The 24636-nt window shown below is 67.1% G+C and carries 21 protein-coding genes; 20 read left to right on the forward strand and 1 reads right to left on the reverse strand.

Annotation, left to right across the window (positions count from 1 at the left end; genetic code table 11):
* Window positions 1-42: 42 nt before the first annotated feature.
* From SRAA_RS03195 to SRAA_RS03255, 13 genes are all read left to right on the forward strand, one after another.
* Window positions 43-741: a YfgM family protein gene (locus SRAA_RS03195; protein ID WP_045530929.1), complete on the forward strand. Its 699-nt coding sequence runs from the start codon at window positions 43-45 to the stop codon at window positions 739-741.
* A gap of 13 nt (window positions 742-754) precedes the next feature.
* Complete coding sequence (gene bamB, locus SRAA_RS03200; RefSeq protein ID WP_231849321.1) at window positions 755-1927, forward strand: outer membrane protein assembly factor BamB; 1173 nt, start codon at window positions 755-757, stop codon at window positions 1925-1927.
* Entirely contained in the window at window positions 1924-3261 is a 1338-nt protein-coding gene (gene der / locus SRAA_RS03205) for a ribosome biogenesis GTPase Der (RefSeq protein ID WP_045530931.1), read from the forward strand. Before bamB ends, der begins: the two co-directional genes overlap by 4 nt.
* A 78-nt stretch (window positions 3262-3339) precedes the next feature.
* Window positions 3340-3585: an RNA chaperone Hfq gene (gene hfq / locus SRAA_RS03210; protein WP_045530933.1), complete on the forward strand. Its 246-nt coding sequence runs from the start codon at window positions 3340-3342 to the stop codon at window positions 3583-3585.
* A gap of 46 nt (window positions 3586-3631) precedes the next feature.
* Window positions 3632-4792, forward strand: a complete 1161-nt coding sequence (gene hflX, locus SRAA_RS03215) for a GTPase HflX (protein WP_045530935.1) — start codon at window positions 3632-3634, stop codon at window positions 4790-4792.
* 76 nt (window positions 4793-4868) lie between these two features.
* Entirely contained in the window at window positions 4869-6278 is a 1410-nt protein-coding gene (gene hflK, locus SRAA_RS03220) for an FtsH protease activity modulator HflK (RefSeq protein ID WP_045530937.1), read from the forward strand.
* Between the two features lie 17 nt (window positions 6279-6295).
* On the forward strand, window positions 6296-7189 hold the full coding sequence (gene hflC, locus SRAA_RS03225; RefSeq protein ID WP_045533195.1) for a protease modulator HflC: 894 nt from the start codon (window positions 6296-6298) through the stop codon (window positions 7187-7189).
* A gap of 33 nt (window positions 7190-7222) precedes the next feature.
* A complete protein-coding gene (locus SRAA_RS03230) occupies window positions 7223-7573 on the forward strand; it encodes a hypothetical protein (RefSeq protein WP_045530939.1) in 351 nt (116 codons plus the stop codon).
* Between the two features lie 135 nt (window positions 7574-7708).
* Window positions 7709-9037: a TolC family protein gene (locus SRAA_RS03235; protein ID WP_082039876.1), complete on the forward strand. Its 1329-nt coding sequence runs from the start codon at window positions 7709-7711 to the stop codon at window positions 9035-9037.
* Window positions 9034-9639, forward strand: a complete 606-nt coding sequence (locus SRAA_RS03240) for a hypothetical protein (protein WP_045530941.1) — start codon at window positions 9034-9036, stop codon at window positions 9637-9639. Before SRAA_RS03235 ends, SRAA_RS03240 begins: the two co-directional genes overlap by 4 nt.
* Before the next feature lie 2 nt (window positions 9640-9641).
* The gene (locus SRAA_RS03245) at window positions 9642-10853 is read left to right on the forward strand and encodes an efflux RND transporter periplasmic adaptor subunit (protein ID WP_082039877.1); all 1212 of its coding nucleotides are present in this window, start codon (window positions 9642-9644) and stop codon (window positions 10851-10853) included.
* Between the two features lie 19 nt (window positions 10854-10872).
* Window positions 10873-14013 (forward strand): efflux RND transporter permease subunit, encoded by a 3141-nt coding sequence (locus tag SRAA_RS03250; protein WP_045530943.1) that lies wholly within the window; start codon window positions 10873-10875, stop codon window positions 14011-14013.
* A gap of 119 nt (window positions 14014-14132) precedes the next feature.
* Entirely contained in the window at window positions 14133-14504 is a 372-nt protein-coding gene (locus tag SRAA_RS03255; protein WP_045530945.1) for a hypothetical protein, read from the forward strand.
* 10 nt (window positions 14505-14514) lie between these two features.
* Here SRAA_RS03255 and fabI read toward each other — a convergent pair whose 3' ends face one another.
* Complete coding sequence (fabI, locus tag SRAA_RS03260; protein WP_045530947.1) at window positions 14515-15324, reverse strand: enoyl-ACP reductase FabI; 810 nt, start codon at window positions 15322-15324, stop codon at window positions 14515-14517.
* Between the two features lie 37 nt (window positions 15325-15361).
* Here fabI and SRAA_RS03265 point away from each other — a divergent pair, with 37 nt between their 5' ends.
* The 7 genes from SRAA_RS03265 to SRAA_RS03295 are packed head-to-tail and all read left to right on the forward strand — an operon-like array spanning window position 15362 to window position 24592.
* Window positions 15362-17248: an extracellular solute-binding protein gene (locus tag SRAA_RS03265; protein WP_144318690.1), complete on the forward strand. Its 1887-nt coding sequence runs from the start codon at window positions 15362-15364 to the stop codon at window positions 17246-17248.
* Between the two features lie 4 nt (window positions 17249-17252).
* Window positions 17253-18287, forward strand: a complete 1035-nt coding sequence (locus SRAA_RS03270) for a microcin C ABC transporter permease YejB (RefSeq protein ID WP_045530949.1) — start codon at window positions 17253-17255, stop codon at window positions 18285-18287.
* Window positions 18271-19323 carry an ABC transporter permease gene (locus tag SRAA_RS03275; protein WP_045530951.1) on the forward strand — a complete coding sequence of 351 codons (1053 nt, stop codon included), beginning with the start codon at window positions 18271-18273 and terminating at the stop codon, window positions 19321-19323. Before SRAA_RS03270 ends, SRAA_RS03275 begins: the two co-directional genes overlap by 17 nt.
* Before the next feature lie 5 nt (window positions 19324-19328).
* Complete coding sequence (locus SRAA_RS03280; RefSeq protein ID WP_045533206.1) at window positions 19329-21095, forward strand: ABC transporter ATP-binding protein; 1767 nt, start codon at window positions 19329-19331, stop codon at window positions 21093-21095.
* Window positions 21096-21107: 12 nt separating this feature from the next.
* A complete protein-coding gene (locus SRAA_RS03285; RefSeq protein ID WP_045530952.1) occupies window positions 21108-21902 on the forward strand; it encodes a DUF2189 domain-containing protein in 795 nt (264 codons plus the stop codon).
* Between the two features lies 1 nt (window position 21903).
* Window positions 21904-22122 carry a DUF2788 domain-containing protein gene (locus SRAA_RS03290; protein WP_045530955.1) on the forward strand — a complete coding sequence of 73 codons (219 nt, stop codon included), beginning with the start codon at window positions 21904-21906 and terminating at the stop codon, window positions 22120-22122.
* A gap of 22 nt (window positions 22123-22144) precedes the next feature.
* Window positions 22145-24592: a GspE/PulE family protein gene (locus SRAA_RS03295; protein ID WP_082039878.1), complete on the forward strand. Its 2448-nt coding sequence runs from the start codon at window positions 22145-22147 to the stop codon at window positions 24590-24592.
* Window positions 24593-24636: the final 44 nt, after the last annotated feature.

Genomic DNA, 24636 nt, shown 5'->3' on the forward strand with positions numbered 1-24636 from the left:
CCCCGACATTTTTGCTCGCGCAATTTTTGCAAGCTCATCCCCATGGCCAAAACTTTCGATCCGCACGAAGAAGAACAACTCGACCAGCTCAAGCGTTTCTGGGGCCGCTTTGGCAGCCTCATCACTTGGGTGCTGGTGGCCGTGCTGGCCGCTTTCGCGGCTTGGAACGGCTGGAACTACTGGCAGCGCCAGCAGGCTGTCGAAGCCGCCGTGCTCTATCAGGCCTTGGACGAAGCCGCCGCCGCCAACGACGCCGAACGCGTGCGCCAGGTCTGGGCCGACATCCAGCAACAGGTGCCGCGCACCGCGCAGGCGCAGCAGGCCGGTCTGCTGGCGGCGCGTGCGCTGCTACAGCTCGAGGCGCCCGACGACGCGCGCCAGGCGCTGCATTTCGTGCGCGACAACGCCGCCGACCCCGGGGTGGTGGCGGCCGCGCGGCTGCGTCTGGCGGCCCTCGAGCTTCAAGCGGGCCAACACGAGGCCGCGCTGCAGGCTTTGGGCGCCGACATGCCGCCCGAGTTTGCCGCCCTGGTGGCCGACCGGCGTGGCGACGTGCTGCTGGCCCAAGGCCAGACCGACGCCGCTCGCCTAGCCTATTTGCAGGCTTGGACGGCCATGGACGATGCGCTCGACTACCGGCGCGTGATCGAAGCCAAGCTCAATGCCTTGGGGGTCGACCCCAATGCCCCAGCCACCCCGGCCAACGAGGCAGCCCCAGCCACCCCGGCTGCTCCCCAGTGACGGAGACTTTGCAGTGAACCCAGCCCCCCACCTCTCGCCGCGCTTGGTGCGCAACGCCATCGGCCGCTCCGTGGCAGCAGTCTCCCTTGCCGCCGCCTTGGCGCTCACGCTGGCGGCCTGCTCCTCGGCGCCAGAGCGCCCGCAGCCGACGCCGCTGGCCCCGCTGGTGGCGCTGCAACCGGCCACCCAGGTTTGGAGCACCGCCATCGGCGCCGTCGATCCGCTGCTCACCCCGGCCATCCATGGTCAGACGCTGTTGCTGGCCAACGCCGCCGGCGCCGTGCTGGCGCTCGATGGTGGCAACGGCCAGGTGCGCTGGCGCGTCGAGCTGGCGCAGCCACTCTCGGCCGCCGTGGGCTTCGATGGCCAGACGGCGGCGGTGGTGACGCAAGAAAACGAGTTGTTGGTGCTCAACAGCACCGGGGTGCAGTGGCGCGCACGCCTGCCGGCCCGTGTCCTCACGGCGCCGCTGGTGGCCGGGCAGCGCGTGTTCGTGCTCGCCAACGACCGCAGCGTACACGCCTTCGACGCCCGCAACGGCGCCCCGCTGTGGCAGCAGCGCGGCCGCGCCGCCGAGGCGCTGGTGCTGCAACAAAGCGGTGTCCTGCTGGCGGTGGGCGACACCTTGGTGGCGGGTTTGGGCGGGCGCATGCTGGGCTTTGATCCGCTCAACGGCCGCATCCGCTGGGACGCGGCCATCGCCACCCCGCGCGGCGTGAATGAAATCGAGCGCCTGGTCGATCTGGTCGGGCGCACGGGTCGGGTGGGCGATCGGCTCTGCGTGCGCGCCTTCCAAGCGGCCGTGGGTTGCGTCGATGCCGCCACCGGCCGCCTGCTCTGGACCCAGCCCGCCGACGGCGCCGTGGGCCTGAGCGCCGACGCCGAGCGCGTCTATGGGGTGGAGCGCAACGGCCGCGTGCTGGCTTGGCGGCAAGATACGGGCGCCCGCGCCTGGAGCAGCGACGCCTTTTTGCACCGCGGCCTGACCGCGCCGCTGGCGGCTGGCCGCTCGATCGCCATTGGCGACGCGCAGGGCTTCGTGCACCTGCTGTCGCGCGACGACGGCAGCGCCGTCAACCGCCTCAGCACCGACGGTTCGGCCATCGTCGCTGGCCCGCTGCTGCTGGGCAACACCTTGGTGGCGGTGACGCGCAACGGCGGCGTCTACGCTTGGCGGCCCCAATGAAGCCGGTGCTGGCGCTGGTCGGGCGACCCAACGTAGGCAAGTCGACGCTCTACAACCGCCTGACCAAAACGCGCGACGCCATCGTTGCCGACCTGCCCGGCCTGACACGCGACCGCCACTACGGCAGCGCGCGGCTGGGCAAGCGCGAGTTCATCGTCATCGACACCGGTGGCTTCGAGCCCCGGGCCGAGGCCGGCATCTACCGCGAAATGGCCAAGCAAACCCGCCAGGCCGTGGCCGAGGCCGATGTGGTGCTGTTCGTGCTCGACGCCCGCTCGGGCTTGAGCGCGCAAGACCACGACATCGCCAACTATCTGCGCAAGCTCGGCAAACCCTGTTTGTTGGTGGCCAACAAGGCCGAAGGGATGCTGGGAACAGCGCAGTGGAGCGAGTTCTATGAGCTCGGGCTGGGCGAGGTGCTGCCGGTTTCGGCGGCGCACGGGCAGGGCGTGCGCGAAATGCTGGAAGCGGCGCTGGACCGCTTGCCGCTGACCGAGGCCGCCGTTGCGGTGCCCGCTGAGGCCGATGAAGGGGTAATTCGGCTGGCCGTGGCCGGGCGCCCCAATGTGGGCAAATCGACCCTCATCAACACCTGGCTGGGCGAGGAGCGGCTGGTGGCCTTTGACCAGCCCGGCACCACACGCGATGCGATTTCCGTGCCCTTCGAGCGCAATGGGCAGAAGTTCGAGCTCATCGACACCGCCGGGCTGCGCCGCAAGGGCCGGGTGTTCGAGGCGGTGGAGAAGTTTTCGGTGGTCAAGACGCTGCAGGCCATCGAGAGCGCGCACGTGGTGCTGCTGCTGCTCGACGCCAGCCAAGGCGTGACCGATCAAGACGCGCACATCGCCGGTTTCGCGCTCGAGCACGGGCGCGCGGTGGTGGTGGCCCTCAACAAATGGGACGCCATCGACAGCTACCAGCGCGAGCAACTGCAGCGCTCGATCGAGAGCCGCTTGGCGTTTCTCAAGTTTGCCTCCATGCACACCATTTCGGCGCTCAAGCGCCAGGGACTGGCGCCGCTGTGGCCGGCGATCGCCCAGGCCCACGCCTCGGCCTTCAAAAAAATGCCGACGCCGCTGCTGACCCGCATCCTGCAGGAATCGGTGGCCCTGCAAGCGCCCAAGCGCAGCGGCATGTACCGCCCCAAAATGCGCTACGCCCACCAAGGCGGCATGAACCCGCCGGTGGTGGTGATCCACGGCAACTCGCTCGAAGGCGTGCCCGACAGCTACCGGCGCTTTCTGGAGGGGCGCTTTCGCAAGGCCTTCGATCTGGTGGGCACGCCGCTGCGCATCGAGTTCAAAATCGCCGACAATCCCTACGCCAAGCAATAAAACCCAAGTGCGCGCACAAAAGCGGCCGCGCTGTGGTATCTTCATTTTCTCGAAACTTCTTCGAACACGGAACATATCGTGAGCAACAACAAAGGCCAACTCTTGCAGGACCCATTCTTGAACCAGCTCCGCCGCGAGCACGTGCCGGTGTCCATCTACCTCGTCAACGGGATCAAGCTGCAGGGGCAGATCGAATCGTTCGACCAGTACGTGGTGCTGCTGCGCAACACCGTCACCCAGATGGTCTACAAGCACGCCATTTCCACCATCGTGCCTGGGCGGCCGGTGCAGTTTTCGGCCACTGCGCCGACCGCCGAGGCCTGAGCCCCTGAATCCCGATCCGATGTTGCCCGGCCCGGGCGTCTCCCAAATGGGAGACAGCCTTGGGTACCCACCCGCCAAAATCCGCCCTGCCAGCGCCCTGCCCGGGGTGATTCTGGTGGGTGTGGACATGGGCTTGCCGCATTTCGACGCCGAACTGAGCGAGCTTGCCGAGCTCGCTCGCACGGCCGGCTACGAGGTGCTCGATCGGGTGGTGTGCAAACGCCGCGCCCCCGATCCGGCGCTCTACCTCGGCTCTGGCAAGGCCGACGAGATCAAGGCGCTGGCACTGGCGCACGGGGCGCAGGAAATCTTGTTCGATCAAGCCCTGAGCCCGGCGCAGCAGCGCAACCTCGAGCGCCACATGGAGCGGCCGGTCAACGACCGCGTGCTGCTGATCCTCGAGATTTTTTCCCAGCGCGCGCGCAGCCACGAAGGCAAGTTGCAGGTCGAACTGGCGCGGCTGCAATACCTCAGCACCCGGCTGGTGCGGCGCTGGTCGCACTTGGAGCGCCAGAGCGGCGGCATCGGCCTGCGCGGCGGCCCGGGCGAGACCCAAATCGAGCTGGATCGGCGCATGATCGGCGACTCCATCAAGCGCACCCGCGAGCGCTTGGAACGCGTCCAGCGCCAGCGCAACACCCAGCGGCGCCGGCGCGAACGCAGCGGCACCTTCAAGGTCTCGCTGGTGGGCTACACCAACGCCGGCAAATCCTCATTGTTCAACGCCTTGGTGAAGGCGCGCGCCTACGCCGCCGACCAGCTTTTTGCCACGCTCGACACCACCACGCGCCAGCTCTACCTGAGCGAGGCCGGGCGCAGCCTGTCGCTGTCCGACACCGTGGGCTTTATCCGCGACCTGCCGCACGCGCTGGTGAGCGCCTTTGCCGCCACCTTGCAGGAAGCCTGCGAGGCCGATTTGCTGCTGCATGTGGTGGATTGCGCCAACCCGGCCCACCTCGAGCAGATCGCCAATGTGCAGCTGGTGTTGCGCGAGATTGGTGCCGAGGGCATCGAACAGGTGCTGGTCTTCAACAAGATCGATGCCTTGGCGCCCGAGCGTTGGCCTTTGCAAAGCGTCGATTCCATGGAACTCGACGGCCAGTCCGTGGCTCGAATCTTTTTGAGTGCGCAGACCGGTCAGGGACTGGATGCCTTGCGCGGCTTGTTGGCACAACGTCTGCAGGCAGCCACACAAGAAATGGTTTAATTCGGTGCGCGCACTTCGGCGCCGCGCCTTGATTGGGCACAATAGTGTTTTGTTCGATTTTTGAATGTCACCACCCATGCACATGACTTCATCACCTTTGCGTTTTCCATGGTGGAGCCGCGTCAGGGGCATGTTCAACCTCAACGACCCGCGTTGGGGACGCGACGACGACGCCAAGCCTGGCTCGTCCGACGGCTCGCGCGAGTCCGGCCATCGGCCCGACCCCAGCCACGACGACCGCCGCGGCGACGAGCAGCAGCCCGATCCGCGCCCGTGGCAGGGCCGCCCCCAAGGTTCCGGACGTGGCCCCAAGCAAGGTCCGCCCGATCTGGACGAAATCTGGCGCGACTTCAACCGCAAGCTCAACGGTCTCTTTGGCGGCGCTCGTGGAGGCGGCGGCATGGGCTCGGGTGGCTCCGGTGGCTCGGGCGGCGGCATGCCAGGTTTCAAGGCGCCCACCCCCAAAGGTGCAGGCGTGGTGGCGGGCATGGTGGGCGGTGTCCTGCTGGTGCTTTGGCTGGGTTCCGGATTTTTCATCGTCCAAGAGGGCCAGCAGGCGGTGGTGACCCAGTTCGGGCGCTACCACAGCACCGTTGGAGCCGGTTTCAACTGGCGCCTGCCGGCACCCATCCAACGCCACGAAACCGTGTTCGTGACCACCATCCGCTCGGTCGACGTGGGACGCGAGGACATTGTGGCGGCCACCGGGCTGCGCGATGCAGGCATGCTCACGCTGGACGAAAACATCGTCGAAATCCGCTTTGCGGTGCAGTACCGACTCAATGACGCACGCGCCTTCCTGTTCAACAGCCGCGACCCAGACAACGCTGTGCTGCGTGCTGCCGAGACCTCGGTGCGCGAGGTGGTGGGCAACATGACCATGGACCAGGCTTTGGTGGATGAACGCGACCAGATTGCACCGCGTGTGCGCGCCCTGATGCAGAGTTTGCTCGACCGGGCCCAGGTCGGGGTCGAGGTGGTGGCGGTCAACCTGCAACAAGGCGGGGTGCGCCCGCCCGAGCAGGTGCAGGCCGCATTCGATGACGTGCTGGTGGCCGGCCAAGAGCGCGAACGCGCCCGCAACGAGGCCGAGGCCTACGCCAACGACGTGATACCACGTGCCCGCGGCGCCGCTGCACGCTTGATGGAAGAAGCCCAAGGCCACAAGGTGCGCGTGGTGGCACGCGCCGAGGGTGACGCCGAGCGCTTCCGTTTGGTGCAAGCCGAGCACGCCCGCGCGCCCCAGGTCACGCGCGACCGGCTCTACTTGGAGACGATGCAGGAGGTGTTCAGCAACGTCACCAAGGTGCTGATCGACTCGCGCAACAACAACAACCTGCTGCACCTGCCGCTGGATCGCCTGATTCAGCAAGCCGCAGCGGCTAGCCCCCTGCCCACTGCGCCAGCTGCTGCCGCGCCGGCTGCGCCCGTCGCCCCGGTACCGGCCCTGGACCCCCGCGCCCGTGAAGCGCAGCGCGCCCGCTGAACGGAGCTGATGCAATGATGAACAAAATTGGTATTGTCGTGGTCTCCTTCCTCATCCTGCTTGGGCTGGGGAGTTCAATGGTGTTCGTGGTCGATCAGCGCCAGTTCGGCGTGGTCTATCAACTCGGGCAGATTCAGCGTGTGGTGGTCGAGCCGGGGCTGAATTTCAAGCTGCCGCCGCCGTTCCAAAACGTGGTCTATATCGACCGACGCCTGCTCACCCTCGAGAGCGCGGACGTGGAGCCCATGCTCACGGCCGAGCGCCAGCGCGTGGTGATCGACTGGTTCGTGCGCTGGCGCATTTCCGACCCGGCGGCCTTCATCCGCAACGTTGGGCTCGATGAGCGCGCCGGGGCCATGCAGCTGAATCGGGTGGTGCGCAACGCTTTTCAAGAGCAGGTGAACCGGCGCACCGTGCGCGAGCTGCTCTCGACCCGGCGCGAAGAGGTGATGGCTGACGTCAAGCGCGACGTGTTGGCAGCCGTGCGCGGGGCCGAGCAGCCTTGGGGCATGGATGTGGTCGATGTGCGCATCACGCGGGTGGATTACGCCGAGACCATCACGCGCTCGGTGTTTGAGCGCATGATTGCCGAGCGGCGCCGGGTGGCCAGCGAGCTGCGCGCCACCGGCTTTGCCGAAGGCGAGCAGATCCGCGCCGACGCCGACCGCCAGCGCGAGGAGCTGCTGGCCGAGGCCTTCCGCGACGCACAAAAGCTCAAAGGCCAAGGCGATGCGCAAGCCTCGCGCCTTTATGCCGACGCCTTCGGCCGTGACCCGGCATTTGCCCACTTCTACCGCAGCCTAGAAGCCTACCGGGCCAGCTTTAGAAGCCGAACCGACCTGATGGTGGTTGACCCAAGCTCCGAGTTCTTCCGTGCCATGCGCGGCAACGTGCCGGCTGCCGGGCGTTAAAGCCCGGTCACGGCCTGCTGCTACAATCTGGCCATGCGTCGCAAACTGGTGCTTATCGTGGCTGTGTGGGCCTTGCTCTGGCAAGGCGTGGCCGGCGCTGGCTTGCCTTCGCTGGCCAAGGTGGCTGCAGACGCGGCCCACGCTGCGCTGCACTGGAAAGACGTGGGCCACCACCATCACCACGACGGCAGCATCCATGCCGACACCAGCCAAGCCTCCTTTGAGCATGTGGCATTAGACGGTTCGCACTTGGCGGCCACCTATCTGGCCGCTTCCCACCTCACTTTCCCCTTGCCCCTCACAGGGCTGCCGCGCTACTGGGCCGAGCAACTGCCCAGCCCCTTCCCCGACCCCCTGCACCGACCTCCGCGCACCCTGAGCTGAGCCACGCCCGCGCTTTTTGTTGCGCGGGCTAAATTGCTTGCTCTGGCGCTGGCCTGCACCCGATTCTTGGCTCTGGCCTAGGGCGCGGTGTGGCCGAACCCAGTCCGTCTCAGGCTGCTGTTTGCAGGGGTTTTCATGTTTTTTCCTTCCCGTTTGCGGGCGATCGGTGCTGCCGTCGCCCTGTGTGTGGGTGCGCCGGGGCTTTGGGCCCAGACTGCGGCTGCTCCCGTTCTTGCTCAAAATCCCTTAATTGCGTCCGTCGTTGCACCGGCTGCCGCGCCCAACCCGGCTGCGCCCAGTGCGGCGCAGCCGCCAAGCTGGGCCCAAGCGCTCGACGCCGCTTGGGCGCGCAGCGCCGAGTCCGCGGCCGCGGTGGCGGCGGCACAGTCTGCCGGTGCCGAGCAAGCCGCCGCGCGCGCCTGGTTGCCGGGTGCGCCGGTGCTCGAAGTGGGCTGGCGCACCGACCAGTTCAACCGCAACGCCGGTGCCCGCGAAAGCGAGCTTGGCGTGGCGCTGCCGTTGTGGTTGCCAGGCCAGCGCCTAGCCAGTGCGCAACAGGCCGAGGCTGCCGCCGCCGTCGCGCAAGCTGGTGCCAGCGCCCAGCGCCTGCAGTTGGCGCACGCCTTGCTCGAAGCAGCCGCCGCCGTGCAGCAGCAGCAGCTGGCGCTGGCGCTGCGCACCGCAGAAGTGGAGGCGATGCGCCAGTTGGCCGCCGATATGCAGCGGTTGCTGGCCGCAGGTGAACGCGCCCGCACCGACAGCCTGGCGGCGCAGGCCGAGCTCTTGCAAGCGCAGGCGCTGCTGCAGCAGGAGCGCAGCGAACTGCAAAGCGCCGAGCTGCAGTGGCACAGCCTGACCGGTTTGAGCGCCATCCCGCCCCTAGAAGCGCTGCAGGCGCAGGCGGCATCGGGTGCCGATCCAACCACCACCCTGGCGCAGCACCCGCTGCTGCGCGAAGCGCTTGCGCGCAGCAAGTGGGCGCAACGCCAACTGGCGCTGGTCGAGCGCAGCCGCCGCGCCGCGCCCGAATTGCAGACGCGCTGGGTGCAGCAGGTCGAGGCGCGCGGAGCGGCTGCCACGCAGAGCCTGGGCCTGACGCTGCGCATCCCCTTGCACAGCCCGGCCCAGCACACGCCGCAGTTGTTCGCGGCCCAGGGCGCCTACGCGCAGGCCCAAGCGCGCCAACAGGAGCTGGAGCGGCAACTGCAAGCCCAGTGGGCGCAGCAGCACGCGGCACTGGCGGGTTTGCAGCCGCAGATTGCGCACGCCGCAGAGCGCGCCGGGCAACTGCGCGAGCGCGCCGCCCTGATCGAAAAATCCTTCCGCAGCGGTGAAACCGCGCTGGCCGACTGGCTGCGCACCCGCGCTGCGGCTGCCGAAGCCGAATCCGCCCTGCAAGCGCTGCGTCTGCAGCAGCAGATCGCGCAGGCGCGGCTGCAACTCTCACTTGGAAACCTGCCATGAAAACCCCCATTCGTTCCCATTTGAAACACAGCCTGGTTGCGGCGGCCCTGTGCGCGCTGGCGCTGGGCAGCCACGCCGCCCCCGGGGCCCACGGCCCCGACGGCGAACACCTGGACGCGGTTCCGGGCGCTGCTGCCGCGGGTGCTGCCGCCGTGCCGCGCTTCGAGGCCCAGTCGGAATTGTTTGAGGTCGTCGGCCGCCTGCAAGCCGAGGGCTTGAGCCTGTACCTGAACCAGTTCCAGACCAACGAGCCGGTGCTGCAAGCGCAGTTGCAAATCGAATCCGGGGCGCTGCAAGGCACGGCGGCCTTCCGGCCCGAGCAGGGCGACTACCTGCTGAGCGACGCGGCGCTGCTGCAGGCGCTGCGTCAGCCGGGCCAGCACGCGCTGGTGCTGACGGTGATCGCGGGCCAGCAGTCCGACTTGCTCGAAGGCAGCCTGCAAGTGGCCGCGCCGCTGCAAGGTGGCCACGGCCACGAGCACACCTTGCTGCAAGAGCTGGCACTGCCGCTGACGCTGGTCGGCGGCGGGCTGCTGCTGGTCGGTGGCGGAATTTGGTTTTTGCGCCGCGGCAAGGCCGTGCGCGCCAACAAAGGATTGTGATTATGAAAAAATTTCCGCATGCTTGGATGCACACGGCCGTGTTTGCGGCTGCACTCATGGTCGCGCTGCCACTGGCCTTGCCATCCGCTGGCAGCGCCTGGGCCGCTCCGGGGGCCCACGGCCCCGACGGGGAACACCTCGATGCCCCAGGTGCCGCCGCACGCCCCGACGGCCTGACGCGCCTGCCCGATGGCAGCGTGCAGGTGCCCATGGCCTCGCAACGCCTGATGGGCGTGCGCACCGTGCTGGCCCAGCCGACCCAGGTGCCGCAAACCAGCGAACTGCCGGGCCGGGTGGTGCTGGACCCCAACGCCGGAGCGCGCGTGCAAAGCCCGGTGGCGGGTCAGATCGAAGCCGGGCCGGGCGGTTTTCCGGTGCCTGGGCAGCGCGTGCGCCGGGGCGAGCTGCTGGCCTATGTGCAGCACCTGCCGGACCCGATCGGTGCCGCGAGCCTGCAAGCGCAACTGGCCGAACTGCGCGCGGCGCAAGCCCTGGCTGAGCAGCGCTGGCAGCGCTTGCGCGGCCTGGAAGGCTCGGTGCCACGGCGCGAGATCGAGGCCGCGCAGTCTGAGCTGCAAAGCCTGCAAGCGCGGCAACAGGCGCTGGCCGTCGGGCAGCGCCCGCGCGTGGCGCTGCGGGCCCCGGTCAACGGCGTGATCGCCCGCGCCGAGGCGCTGGCCGGCCAAGTGGTGGAGAGCCGCGACGTGCTGTTCGAGATCGTCGATCCGGCGCGCCTGTGGGTAGAGGCCAGCACGGCCGACGTGGCGCTTGGCCAGCGCGTCGCGGCCGCCACACTGGTCGGCGTGCCCGGCGTGCGGCTCGAACTGCTCGGCACCGGGGCCGCCATGCGCGACGGCCTGCTGCCGCTGCTGTTTCGGGCCCGGCTCATGCCCCCAACCGCAGCCACCAGCCCTGCAAGCCCAGCAACGCCCAACCCGGCCCCCACGCAACTGCCGCTGGCGCTGGGCCAGCCGGTGACGCTGATCGTGCAGCGCACCGACACCCTGCAAGGCTTTGTGCTGCCGGCCGAAGCCATCACGCGCAACCCGGCGAATCAGCCGGTGGTCTGGATCAAGTCGGGCACCGAGCGCTACATCCCGCAGCCGGTGCAGTTCAGCGCGCTCGACGCCGCCACGGTGGTGGTGCACGAGGGGCTGGGGACCGACAACCGGGTGGTGGTGCGTGGCGCGGCGCTGCTGGCGCAAATCCGCTAACGGCCCTTAAAGGACTACCATGTTCAATTGGATCGTTCGCAACAGCCTGAATAACCGGCTGTTCGTGCTGGTTTTTGCAGCCATTCTGATGGTTTATGGGGCCCTCACCGCCTGGCGCACGCCGGTCGATGTGTTCCCGGACCTTAACAAACCGCAGGTCACGGTGCTCACCGAAGCCGGCGGCATGGCCCCCGAGGAGGTGGAGCAACTCATCACCTTCCCAATCGAGACCGCACTCAACGGCATGCCCGGCGTGACGCGGGTGCGCTCGGTCTCGGGCATCGGCCTGTCGATCGTCTATGCCGAGTTCGACTGGGGCACCGACGTGTTTCGCAACCGCCAGCAAGTCGCCGAGCGGCTGGCGCTGGTGCGCGCGCAACTGCCGGATGAAGTCATCCCAAGCATGGGGCCGGTGTCGTCGATCATGGGCGAGGTGATGCTGCTGGCGCTGCCGCTGCTCCCAACTGCCGATGGCACCGTCGCCACCCCGATGGAGGCACGCGAGTACGCCGACTTCGTGCTGCGCCCGCGCCTGCTCTCGATCGCCGGGGTGTCGCAGGTGATTCCGATCGGCGGCGAGGTGCGCCAGTTGCGCGTCGAGCCCGACCCGCAGCGCATGGCGCAGTTCGGCGTCACGCTGACGCAGATCGAGGCCGCGCTGCGCGGCTTTGCCAGCAACGCCGGGGGCGGATTCATCGACCTCAACAGCCGCGAATACCTGATTCGCCACATTGGGCGCACCAGCCGCATCGAAGACTTGCAAGGCATGGCGGTGGCCTGGCGCGAGGGGCGTCCGATCCAGTTGCAGCAGGTGGCGCAGGTGCGCTTTGCCGCCGGGCTCAAACGCGGCGACGCGGGCTTTAACGGCGCACCGGCGGTGGTGCTGAGCATCCAGAAGCAGCCCGGTGCCGACACGCTGCGCCTGACCGAGCAGATCGAGGGCGCCTTGGAGGAGCTCAAGGCCGGTCGCCCTGCCGGGCTGGCCGAGCCGCAGGTGCTGTTCAGGCAGGCCGATTTCATTCAGGCGGCCACGGGCAATGTGGCCGAGGCGCTGCGCGACGGGGCCATCATGGTGGCGATCGTGCTGTTTGCCTTTTTGCTCTCGGCGCGCACCACGCTGATCTCGCTCAGCGCCATCCCGCTCGCGCTGGCCGCCACGGCGCTGGTGTTTCACTGGCTCGGGCAGACCATCAACGTGATGACGCTGGGCGGGATTGCGATCGCCATCGGCGAGCTGGTCGATGACGCGGTGGTGGATGTGGAAAACACCTTGCGCCGCCTCAAGCAAAACCGCTTGCTGGCGCGGCCGCTGCCGGTGATCGAGGTGGTGCGCCAGGCCAGCATCGAGGTGCGCACCGGCATCGTCTATGCCACGCTGATCGTGGTGCTGGTGTTCGTGCCGCTGTTTGTGTTGCCGGGCATCGAAGGGCGGCTGTTTGCGCCGCTGGGGGTGGCGTACATCGTCTCGATCCTGGCTTCGATGGCGGTGGCCATGACCGTCACGCCAGTGCTGTGCTACTACCTGCTGCCGGGCATGAAGCGCCTGGACCACGGCGACAGCCCCTTGGTCAAGCGCCTGAAAGTCTGGGACTCGCTGCTGCTGCACTGGTCGTTCGAGCGCGCGCGGCTGCTGTTTGCGGCGGCCTTGGTGGCGGTGTTGCTGGCGGCGGCGAGCGTGCCATTTTTTCCGCGCGCTTTCCTGCCGGCTTTCAACGAAGGCTCGCTCACGCTGGGCATGCTGATGCAGCCGGGTACCTCGCTGGAGGAGTCGAACCGCATCGGCAGGCTGGCCGAAACGCTGATCATGGAGGTGCCGGAAGTGACGCAGGTGGGGCGCCGAACCGGGCGCGCCGAACTCGACGAGCACGCCGAGGGGGTGCATGCGTCCGAAATCGACGTCGATCTGGCGCCGAGCGAGCGCGACCGCGAGGCCATCATGGCCGACATCCGGGAGCGGCTGGCGGTGCTGCCGGTGCAGGTGGCGGTCGGGCAGCCGATCTCGCACCGGCTGGATCACTTGCTGGCCGGGGTGCGGGCGCAGATTGCGATCAAGGTCTTTGGCGACGACACCGACACCTTGCGCGGGCTGGCGGCGCAACTGCGCCAGGAGCTGGAGGCGGTGCCGGGGCTGGTGGATTTGAGCGTCGAAAAGCAGGTGCTGATCCCGCAGATCACGGTGCGCATCGACCACCAGCGGCTGGCGCAAACCGGCTTGACGCCGGGCGAGGCGGTGCGCGTGCTGCAAGCGCTCACCGACGGCGCGCACGGGGCCGATATCGTCGATGGGCCGCGCCGCTTCGAGCTGGTGCTGCGCCTGCCGGATCAGGCGCGCAGCCCGCAGGACCTGGCCAACACGCTGATCGATACGCCCTCGGGCAGCGTGCCGGTGTCGGCCTTTGCGACGGTGGAAGTGACCGACGGCCCGAACCAGATCGGGCGCGAGAACGGGCGCCGGCGCATCGTGGTCTTTGCCAACACCGACGGCTCCGACATGGGCCGCATCATCGCCGACGTGCGCGGCGTGATCGCGCGCAGCGAGCTGCCGCCCGGGGCCTTCATCACGCTCGAAGGGCAGTTCCAGGCGCAGGAGCAGGCCACGCGGCTGATCGCCGGGCTGTCGCTGGTCTCCTTGCTGCTGATATTCATGGTGCTGTATTCGCGCTACAAATCGGTGCTGCTGAGCGCGATCATCATGGTCAACATCCCGCTGGCGCTGATCGGCTCGGTGGTGGCGATGTGGCTGGCGGGCGTGACGCTGTCGGTGGCCTCGATGGTGGGCTTCATCACGCTGGCCGGCATTGCGACGCGCAACGGCATCCTCAAGATCAGCCACTACATCAACCTGTGCAAGTTCGAGGGCGAACGCTTCGGGCCTGAGATGGTGGTGCGCGGCTCGCTCGAGCGCCTGACGCCGGTGCTGATGACGGCGCTGGTGGCGGCCTTTGCGCTCACGCCCTTGCTGCTGGCGGCCGATGCGCCGGGCAAGGAGATTTTGCACCCAGTGGCGGTGGTGATCTTTGGCGGACTGGTGAGCTCGACCCTGCTCGACACCCTGCTCACGCCGGTGATGTACCTGCGCTACGGGCGCCGGGCAACCGAGCGCCTGGTGAATGAAACCGACACCAGCCGCGCCGATACCGAGGTGCAGGAGTCGTTCTGAATGCTGGCAACCCAGGCCCGGCCGCAGCCTGCGCTGGTTCACAATCCGCTTCGATGCGGCGTTGAATCGGCGCTCAATGCGGCCAGTTCCTCAACTTTTTATGTGCAACGGAGAATGAAATGCAAAAACGGTACTTGATGGCGGCCCTGCTGGGCCTGTCGATGATCGGCTTCAACGCCCACGCCCACGGCGCGCCGAAAGCGCAGCACGGCGGCGTGGTGCAGGTGGCGGCCGACTTGGGTTTTGAGCTGGTGGCGCGCGGCGCGCAGGCGCAGATTTTTGTTGACGACCACGGCAAACCGGCCAACGTGAGCCAGATGACGGGCCAGCTCACCGTGTTGCAAGGGGCCACGCGCACCCAAGGCGCGCTGGCCCCGGCCGGCCCCAACATGCTGCAAGCCAATGTGCAACTGGCCCCAGGCGCGCGCGCCGTGGCGACCATCAACCGGCCCAATCAACCAGCGATCACGGTGCGCTTCGTGGTCAAGTAAGGGCGGCGATTCAGGCCACTTGCTGGCTGTCGCGGCTGATGCCGGCGGTCTGGCTGAAGCCGCAGTCCACGTAGGTGATCTCGGCCGTCACACCAGCGGCCAAGTCGCTGAGCAAGAAGGCGGCCACGTTGCCCACGTCGTCGATGGTCACGTTGCGCCGCAGCGGCGCGGCGTCGGCCACCATGCCCAGCAGCTTGCCAAAGTCTTTGATGCCGCTGGCGGCTAGGGTGCGGATCGGGCCGGCGCTGACGCCGTTGACGCGGATGCTGCGCCCATCGTCGAGCCGCCCCACGGCTTCGGCCAGGTAGCGCACGCTGGCCTCTAGGCTGGCTTTGGCCAGGCCCATGGTGTTGTAGTGCGGAACGGTGCGCAGCGCGCCCAAGTAGCTGAGGGTCAGCAGGGCCGAGCGGTCGTTCAGGAAGGGCAGGGCGGCCTTGGCCAGCGCCGGGAAGCTGTAGGCGCTGATGTCGTGTGCCACGCGAAAGGCCTCGCGGCTCAGGCCGTCGAGCAGGTTGCCGGCAATGGCCTCGCGCGGGGCAAAGCCGATGCTGTGCACAAAGCCATCGAAACGCGGCCAGTGCGCCGACAAATCGAGGAACAGGCGCTCGATCTGCTCGTCGTCGGCCACATCGCAGTCGAACACCAGTTTGGAGTCGAACTCGGCGGCAAAATCGGTGATCCGATCGCGGAAGCGCTCCCCCACGTAGCTAAACGCCAGCTCGGCCCCCTGCGCGTGACAGGCCCGGGCGATGCCGTAGGCGATGGAGCGGTTGGACAACACGCCCGTGATCAAGAACTTTTTACCAGCCAGAAAACCCATGCGTCGTGCTCCTGAGAATATAGGGCAGAATTGTCGCATGAGCAAGTGGTCGTCTTGGGTGTCGGGTTTGCGCGGCTGGCGCGGGCTCTTGCTCGCCTGGCTGCTGCTGGCGGGCGCACCGGCGTGGGCGGCGCACGGCTACGCCCAGTTTGGCGAGTTGGCGCTGCCGCCCGGCTTTGCGCACTTTCCCTACGTCAACCCGAACGCACCCAAAGGCGGCGAGATCACGCTGGTTTCGCCCACGCGCATCACCAATTTCGACAAGTTCAACCCCTTCACCCTGCGCGGCACGGCGCCGCCGGGGCTGTTTGGTTTGCTGTTCGAGACCTTGCTCACCCCCAGCCTGAACGAGCCCGCCGCCGCCTACGGCCTGCTGGCCGATGACGTGCAAGTGGCCCCCGACGGCCGTTCGGTCACTTTCCGCCTGCACCCGCAGGCGCGTTTTCACAACGGCGACCCGGTGCTGGCCGAAGACGTGCGGCACTCCTTCGAGACCCTCATCGGCCCCCAGGCGGCACCGCAGTTTCGCAGTTTTTTCAGCGAAGTGACGGGGGTGCGGGTGCTGGGCGAGCGGCTGCTGCGCTTCGATTTCGCGCGCGCCAACCCGGAGCTGCCGCTGGTCATCGGCAGCCTGCCGGTGTTCAGCCGCCAGTGGGGCGTGGTCGATGGGGTGCGGCTGCCTTTCGACCAGATCGTGATGCAGCACCCGATCGCTTCCGGCCCCTACCGCATCGGGCGCATGAGCTTTGGGCGCGACATCACGTTCGAGCGCGACCCCACCTGGTGGGCGCAAAACCTGAATGTGCGCCGTGGCATGTTCAACTTTGACCGCATCACCTACAAAATCTACCGCGACCCGACGGCGCAGGTGCAGGCCTTCCTGGCGGGCGAGTTCGACTACATGCAGTCTTTTATCTCGCGCGAATGGGCGCGGGCGCTCACCGGGCGGCCGTTTGACCGGGGCGAGATCATCAAGCGCGAGCTGGCGCACGCCAACGCGGGCGATTTCCAGGGCTTTTTGTTCAACACCCGCCGGCCCCAGTTCCAGGACCCGCGTGTGCGCGAGGCGCTGGCGCTGACGCTGGACTTCGAGTGGATGAATCGGCAACTGTTCTTCAATTCCTTCGAGCGCATGCGCGGCTTCTTTGTGGCCAGCGACTTTGAAGCCCGTGGCCTGCCCGGGCCGGATGAGCTGGCGCTGCTGGAGCCGCTGCGCGCCCAGTTGCCGCCCCAGGTGTTCACGCAGCCGGTGCCGCTGCCCAGCGTGACGCGGCTGGAGCTTGACTCCGGCCAGACCCTGCGCGACCACCTGCGCCGTGCCCGCGACCTGCTGGCCGAGGCCGGCTGGCGCTACCGCGACGGCGCGCTGCGCAACGCCCAGGGCCAAGCCTTCACGCTCGAATTCCTCGACAGCGGCGGCGGCATGGGCCGGGTGGTGACGCCGATGCAGAACAACCTGCGCCGCTTGGGCATCGAATCGAGCTACCGGGTGATCGACTTTGCCCTGTTGCAGCAGCGCCTGGACCGCTTCGATTTCGACGTCATCAGCACGCGCTGGCTGGGCAGCGAGGCCCCCGGCGCCGAGCTGCTGGACCGCTTCGGCTCGGCGGCCGCAGATACCGAGGGGTCGAGCAACCTGATCGGGGTGCGCGACCCGGCCGTGGATGCGCTGCTGCACCGCGCCGTGGCGGCGCGCACCCGGCCCGAGCTGGTGACGACGCTGCGCGCACTCGATCGGGTGCTGCGGCACCAGCACCTGGTGATCCCGCACTGGTTTGGCAGCACGCACCGCATCGCCTACCGCGCCGGGCGCTTCGAGCAGCCGGCCGTGCTGCCGCGCTACTTCCAGCCCGAGGGCTGGATTCTGGCCACCTGGTGGGCCAGCGAGGCCAACCGCAACCCGCCCCCAGGGCGCAGGCGCTAACAGCATGTGGCTCTACATCCTCAAGCGGCTGCTGCTGATGATCCCGACCCTGTTCGGCATCCTGCTGCTGACCTTCGTCATCATCCAGTTCGTTCCCGGCGGGCCGGTGGAGCAGATGGTGGCGCAGTTGCAGGGGCGCGACGTGGGCGGCGAGGGCGCGGCGGCGGCCGGGGCCGGCTTTCAGGGCCGCCAGGGGCTGGACGAGGCGCGCATCGAAGAAATCCGCCGCCTCTACGGCTTCGATCTGCCGGCGCACGAGCGCTTCATCCAGATGGTCGGGCAGTTTTTGCGCTTCGACCTCGGGCAGAGCTTTTTTCACCACCAGTCGGTCTGGCAGTTGATCGTCGAGCGGCTGCCGGTCTCGATCAGCCTCGGGCTGTGGACGTTTCTGATCAGCTACGCGATCTCGATTCCGCTCGGCATCGCCAAGGCGGTGCGCGCGGGCAGCCGCTTCGACACCGCCACCAGCGTGCTGGTGCTGGTCGGCTTTGCCATACCCGGCTTCGTGCTCGGGGTGGCGCTGCTGGTGATTTTTGGCGGCCAGTTGCAGTGGTTCCCGCTGCGCGGGCTGGTGTCGAGCGACTGGCACCAGCTCAGCCTGGGGGCGCAGATCGTCGATTACCTGTGGCACATCACGCTGCCGGTCACGGCCAGCGTGCTCGGGGCCTTTGCCATCACCACCATGCTGACCAAAAATTCGCTGCTCGAAGAAATCCGCAAGCAGTACGTGCTCACCGCGCGCGCCAAGGGCCTGAGCGAGCGCCGCGTGCTCTACAAACACGTGTTTCGCAACGCCCTGATCCCCATCGTCACCGCCTTTCCGGCCGCCTTTGTCGGTGCCTTCTTTGCCAGCGCGCTCTTAATCGAAACCCTGTTTTCGCTCGAGGGGCTGGGGCTGCTGGGCTTTGAGAGCGTGATCCGGCGCGACTTCCCCGTGGTCATGGGCACGCTGTACTTTTTTGCCCTGATTGCGCTGGTCACGCGCCTGATCAGCGATTTGTGCTACGTCTGGGTCGATCCCCGTGTCCGCTTCGATTGACACCCTGCCGCCCTCGCTCGGCCCCTGGCAGTTGGCTTGGCAGCGCTTTCGCCGGCACCGGCTGGGTTTTTACAGCCTGATCATTTTCCTCACCCTGTTCGTGCTCAGCCTGGGCGCGGAATTGCTCTCGAACGACAAACCGCTGCTGGCGCACTACCAGGGGCAGACTTTTGTGCCGCTGCTGCACAACCCGCCCGAAACCGCTTTCGGCGGCGACTTCGAAACCCCGACCGACTTTCTCGACCCCTTCATCCAGCGCCAGTTCGAGCAGCCCGGCAACTGGGCGCTGTTTGCGCCCAACCGCTACCACCACAGCACCATCAACTACTTCGCCCCCGAACCGCACCCCTCGCCGCCCTCGGCCCAGAACTGGCTCGGCACCGACGACCGCGGCCGCGACGTCGCCGCTCGGCTGCTGTATGGCTTCAGGCTCTCGGTCTTGTTTGCGCTGGCGCTCACGGCGGTGGGGGTGCTGCTGGGCGTGCTGGCCGGGGCCGTCCAGGGCTATTACGGCGGCCGGGTCGATCTGGTGGGGCAGCGCTTCATCGAGGTCTGGGGTTCCATGCCCGAGCTGTATTTGTTGATCATTTTTTCGGCGCTGTTCGAGCCCGGCATTCTGGTGCTGCTGATCTTGCTCAGCCTGTTTGGCTGGATGGGCCTGAGCGACTACGTGCGCGCCGAATTTTTGCGCAACCGCCAGCTCGACTACGTGCGCGCCGCGCGTGCGCTGGGCTTGAGCAACTGGCAGATCATCCGCCGCCACATCCTGCCCAACAGCCTCACGCCGGTGGTCACCTTTCTGCCGTTTCGCATGAGCGCGGCCATCATGGCCTTGACCGCGCTCGATTTTCTGGGCCTCGGGGTGCCGCCCGGTACGCCCTCGCTGGGCGAGCTGCTGGCGCAGGGCAAGAACAACATCGACGCCTGGTGGATTTCGCTCAGCACCTTTGCCGTGCTGGTCATCACCCTGCTGCTGCTGACCTTCATGGGCGATGCCCTGCGCGACGCGCTCGACCCCCGAAAGGTGCAGCGGTGAAGCCGATGCAGCCCGATTCCGATCAGCCCACCCGCGAAGCCAGCACGGGGCCGCCGCTGCTGCAAGTGCGCGGCCTGCGCGTGGCGTTTGGCGGGCAGGAAGTGGTGCATGGGATCGATTTCGAGCTCGCCGCTGGTGAGCGGCTGGCGCTGGTGGGCGAATCGGGCTCGGGCAAAACGGTGTCGGCGCTGAGCCTGCTGCGCCTTATGCCCGAGGCCGAGGTGCATGGGTGCGCGCTGCTGCAAGGGCGCGACCTGTTGCAGTTGAGCGAGCGCGAGCTGCGCGGGGTGCGCGGCGACGAGGTGGCCTGCATCTTCCAGGAGCCCATGACGGCGCTCAATCCGCTCTACACCGTGGGCAACCAGATCGGCGAAATCCTGCTCTACAAAAAAGGCTTGAGCCCGCGCCAGGCCGATGCGCGGGTGGTGGAGCTGCTGGCCGCCACCGGCATGCCCGAACCGGCGCGGCGTGCCCGCGCCTACCCGCACCAGCTCAGCGGCGGCCAGCGCCAGCGCGCCATGATCGCCATGGCGCTGGCCAGCGAGCCCCGCTTGCTGATCGCCGACGAGCCCACCACCGCCCTCGACGCCAGCCTGCGCACCCAGATGCTGGAGCTGTTGGGCACGCTGCAGCAGCGCCTCGGGATGGCGCTGCTGCTGATCACGCACGACCTGCACCTGGTGCAGCGCTTTGCCGACCGGGTGCTGGTGATGGAGCGTGGCCACCTGGTGGAGCAAGGCCCGGTGCAGCGCGTGTTCGAGCAGGCGCAGCACCCCTACACGCGCCGCTTGCTGGGCAGCCGCCCCCGGCGCGGGTTCGGGCCGCAGCCACCGGTTGCAGCAGAACCCGTGCTGCGCGCGCGCCAACTGGTGGTGGCCTACGAGGTGCCGCGTCCCGGTTTGGCGGGCTGGTTTCGCAGCGGCCGCTTCGAGGCCGTGCGCGGCATCGATTTCGAGCTGCCGCCCGGGCGCACGCTGGGTGTGGTGGGCGAGTCGGGTTCGGGCAAATCCACGCTGGCACTGGCCGCACTCGGGCTGCTGCGGCACCAGGGCGAGTTGCAGATCATGGGCCAGGCTTGGGGCGACCCCGGCGTGGGCCAGGGGCGCGCCAACACGCCGCGACTGCGCCGCCTGCGCCAGCAGGTGCAGGTGGTGTTCCAAGACCCCTATTCCAGCCTGTCGCCGCGCCTGAACATCGAGCAGATCGTGGGCGAGGGTTTGCTCATCCATGAGCCGCTGTTGAGCGTGGAGCAGCGCCGCACGCGCGTGCTGCAGGCGCTGCACGAAGTTGGGCTGCTGCCCGAGGCGCCGACAGTGGACGCGCAAGGCGCACCAAACGCCCAAGGGCAGCACAACCAGGCGCTGCTGCGCTGGTTGCAGCGCTACCCGCACGAGTTTTCGGGCGGCCAGCGCCAGCGCATCGCCATCGCGCGCGCCCTGATCCTGCAGCCGCGCCTGCTGGTGCTCGACGAGCCCACTTCGGCGCTCGACGTCACGGTGCAGCAGCAGGTGCTGGAGCTGCTGCTGCGGCTGCAGCGCCAGCATGGCCTGAGCTACCTGCTCATCACGCACGACCTGGACGTGATCTGGGCCTTGGCGCACCACGTCATGGTGTTGCAGGGCGGGGCGGTGGTCGAGCAAGGCAGCGCCGAGCAGGTGTTACAGTCACCCCAGCACTCCTACACGCAAAGCCTGCTGCAAGCCTGTGCGCCGCTGTCGCAGAGCGCCCCAGCGAGCCAGACCAGTCAGACCGACCAGAGCCACGAAGGCTAGATGCTTGTTGCCATGAACGAACCGCCCACACCGCATCCGACCGCGCACCCCATCAGCGTCACCGCCCCCTTGCGCTGGCTGGCGCTAGGCTGGCAGGATTTGCGCACCAACCCGGTGCCGGGCTTGCTGCACGGCTTGGCTGCGGCCCTGTTTGGAGCCGGCTTGCTGTGGTTTGCCGATGGCCATTTCTGGTGGTTGGCGGGGGCGTTTTCGGGCTTGGTGCTGGTAGCACCCGTGGTGTTGGTCGGCCTCTTGCTGGTCAGCCGCCACGCCCAGTTGGGCCAGCGGGCTCAAATGGGAGCCGTATTCAAGCTGTGGCGCGAGGCCGACCCGCGCCTGGTTCTGTTTGGGGTTTTGCTCGCCTTGGCCGGCACGGCTTGGGTGTTGCTTTCGGCGGGCTTGCTTGCCTTCTGGGCGCCACAGCCCATCGGCACCTTGGACGACTTCGTGGCGCACGTGCTGCTGGCCCCCAACGACGGATTGTTTGTTGGCTGGGTCATGCTGGGGGCGTTGCTGGCGGCCCCGGTGTTTGCGTCCAGCGTGGTGACGCTGCCGCTGCTGCTCGACACCGAGCAGCCCTTGCCGGTGGCGGTGGGGCACAGTTGGCGCGTGGTGGCGCAGTACCCGGTGGTCATGGTGCTCTGGGCGCTCTTGATCGCCCTCTTGGTCGGGGTGGGCTTGCTCACTGGCATGTTGGGCCTGATCGTGGCGTTGCCGTGGCTGGGGCATGCCAGCTGGCACGCCTATGTGGATTTGAAGCGGGCGGGCACTTTTGGCCTGCCGGGCTCATGGGGTGGAGTGCAATAACATGCCAGGTACCGTATTGGGCTTTACCGAAGCGCAGATCGCCTCTTTCGGTCTTACCGTTGGCCTTGGCGGCTTCATCCTCTTCATGCTGTTCATCGTGCTCAACCTGGCGCGCGAATCGAAGGCGGGGAAATTTGGCACTTTCGTGCTGCTGCTGGTGCTCTCCTTTGGCATGCTGGGCTTTTTGGCCAAGAGCGTGATCAAATGGTTCGTTGAATAGCACTTGACCACCTTTCATCCGCATGAGCCGCAACCAATTCGAATTGCCCGACCTGCTTCAAGACGAAGTGCTTGAAGTCGGACAAACGGGCCTGATCTGCAGCGCCGACGGTTGGGGCGAGCAATCGGTTGAAGGCCAATTGATCGATTTCGATCCGGCTGCCCGTGTCGTCAAAATCCGCCCCGCCGGACAGTTGCGCAGCCTGAGTCTGAAGTTCAACCAGATCAAGCGCCTGAAAATCGACGCCCACCCCGATCGCGCGGCTGCGCAGGGCCATACCGACGCGCACAGCCTCGAACTCTCGCCCAGCACCCATTCCTTTTTGGTGTCGTTGCGCGACGGGGCGCTGTATTCCGGGATTTGCCAGGGTTTTCGCAAAACCGAGCAAGGCTTGTGGATTTTCCCCAAGCCGGTGTTGGAGGGCGACCCGCAGCGTGTTTTTGTGCCAAAAAACGGCATTTTGCGCTTTGAGCTGCGTTCGGGGGATGTGAGCCAGATTGCCGACACCGACTTTGCCCAGACGCTGTTGCACGAATGGGTGCACACGCAGCCCCTTGCACCCGCTCCAGCCGATCCGGTCAGCGTGGTGGAAAACCTGGCCGATTTGCAGCGCGCCCTGCAAAGGCAAGCCAACCTGAAGCCCGTCCCCATAGGCGAAGCCCTGGTGGGTTTGGGGAAACTCACGCAAGAGCAACTCACGCAGGTGCTGGGATGGCAACAAGCCGACCAAAGCCGGCAGCCACTGGGGCAGTTGCTGCTAGACAAAGGACTGGTGTCTGCGGCCGATTTGCAGACCGCCTTTGCCCGAAAAATGGGCTACCCCTTTGTCAGCTTGAACAAGTTCCCGATCGATGCGCAGGCTTTGCGCCGCGTCCCCTTTGCCTTGGCGCAGCGCTTGCAGGTGCTGCCGCTGGTCGAGCAGGGTTCTGCGTTGGTGGTGGCAATGGCCGATCCGCTGCAGTTTCGGGTCATCGACGACCTCGAGTTCACCACCCAGCGCAAAATTCTGCCGGTGGTGAGCGTGAGCGCCGAAATAGGCGAACGCATCCAGCAAGCCTACCGCGAGGTGGGCCTGAGCGATTTGGCCCATGCCGCCGCGACGCCCCCTGCGCGCGGCCAGTCGCCTCGTCCAGGCCCGGTCCAGCAACCCCAAGACGCGGTGCAATTGGCGGTCGAGCTCGCCGGTGACGCCAAAGACGAACTCGATGAAAAACCCATCGAGCAGTCCGACAACACTTTGGTGCGGCTGATCAATTCCATGATCGCCGAAGCGTATCAGCAAGGGGCTTCCGATATTCATATCGAACCCTACCCAGGGCGGCAAAAGCTGTTGATTCGCTTTCGCGTCGATGGCCAGATGCGCAACTACCTCGAGTTGCCTGCCAGCTACCGCAATGCCCTGGTGGCGCGCATCAAAATCATGTGCGATCTGGATATTTCAGAGCGCCGCAAACCGCAAGACGGGAAAATCAATTTTTCCAAATTCGGCAATTTGCCAATCGAATTGCGGGTGGCCACCGTTCCCACCGCGGGCGGGCTCGAAGACGTGGTGTTGCGGCTGCTGTCTTCGTCCGAGCCGGTGTCGCTGGAGCAGTTGCAGCTCAATGCCCGCAATCTGGAACGCTTCGAGGCGCTGGTCGAGCGTCCCTATGGCTTGTTTCTGTGCGTAGGCCCGACCGGCTCCGGCAAAACCACCACCTTGCATTCGGCGCTGCGGCGCATCAACACCCCGAATCGCAAAATCTGGACCGCCGAAGACCCGGTCGAAATCACCCAGCGCGGCTTGCGCCAGATTCAGGTCAACCCCAAAATCGGCTGGACTTTCGCCGCCGCGCTGCGCACCCTGTTGCGCGCCGACCCGGATGTGATCATGGTGGGCGAAATCCGCGACCACGAAACGGCGGAAATCGCCATCGAGGCCTCGCTCACCGGGCACTTGGTGTTTTCTACCCTGCACACCAATTCGGCCGCCGAAACCGTGGTGCGCCTGATCGATCTGGGGGTGGATCCCTTTTCGTTTGCCGATTCCCTGCAAGGGGTGTTGGCGCAGCGCCTGGTGCGCCGGGTGTGCAAACATTGTGCGGTCGAGCAGCCGCTTGAGGCGGCCCAAGTCGACGAGCTGCTGCGCGATTACCAGGCCCTGTTGCCGGCGGCGCACCCGTTGCGCCAAGGCCAGTCCTTGCTGGACGAATGGATGCAGCGCTATGCCAAGGATGGGCGTTTGTGGATTTCCCACGCCGCGGGTTGCGAGCAGTGCGCCCATACCGGCTATGCCGGCCGTTTGGCGTTGCACGAGTTGTTGTGCAGCAGCCCCGAGATGCGCCGCCTCGTTCAAACCCGCGCGCGCTCAGCCGAGATGCAACACCTGGCCATCGATGAGGGCATGCGCACCCTGCGCCAAGACGGCCTTGAAAAACTGCTGCAAGGCCTGACCAGCCTGGCCGAGGTGCGCTCCAACACCATGGGCTGAGGGCCTGCGGGTTTCCGGTATCAGGCCGCAGCGGGCTTGGGGCG

Source organism: Serpentinimonas raichei (assembly GCF_000828895.1).
In the GTDB taxonomy this organism is placed as follows: Bacteria; Pseudomonadota; Gammaproteobacteria; order Burkholderiales; family Burkholderiaceae_C; genus Serpentinimonas; species Serpentinimonas raichei.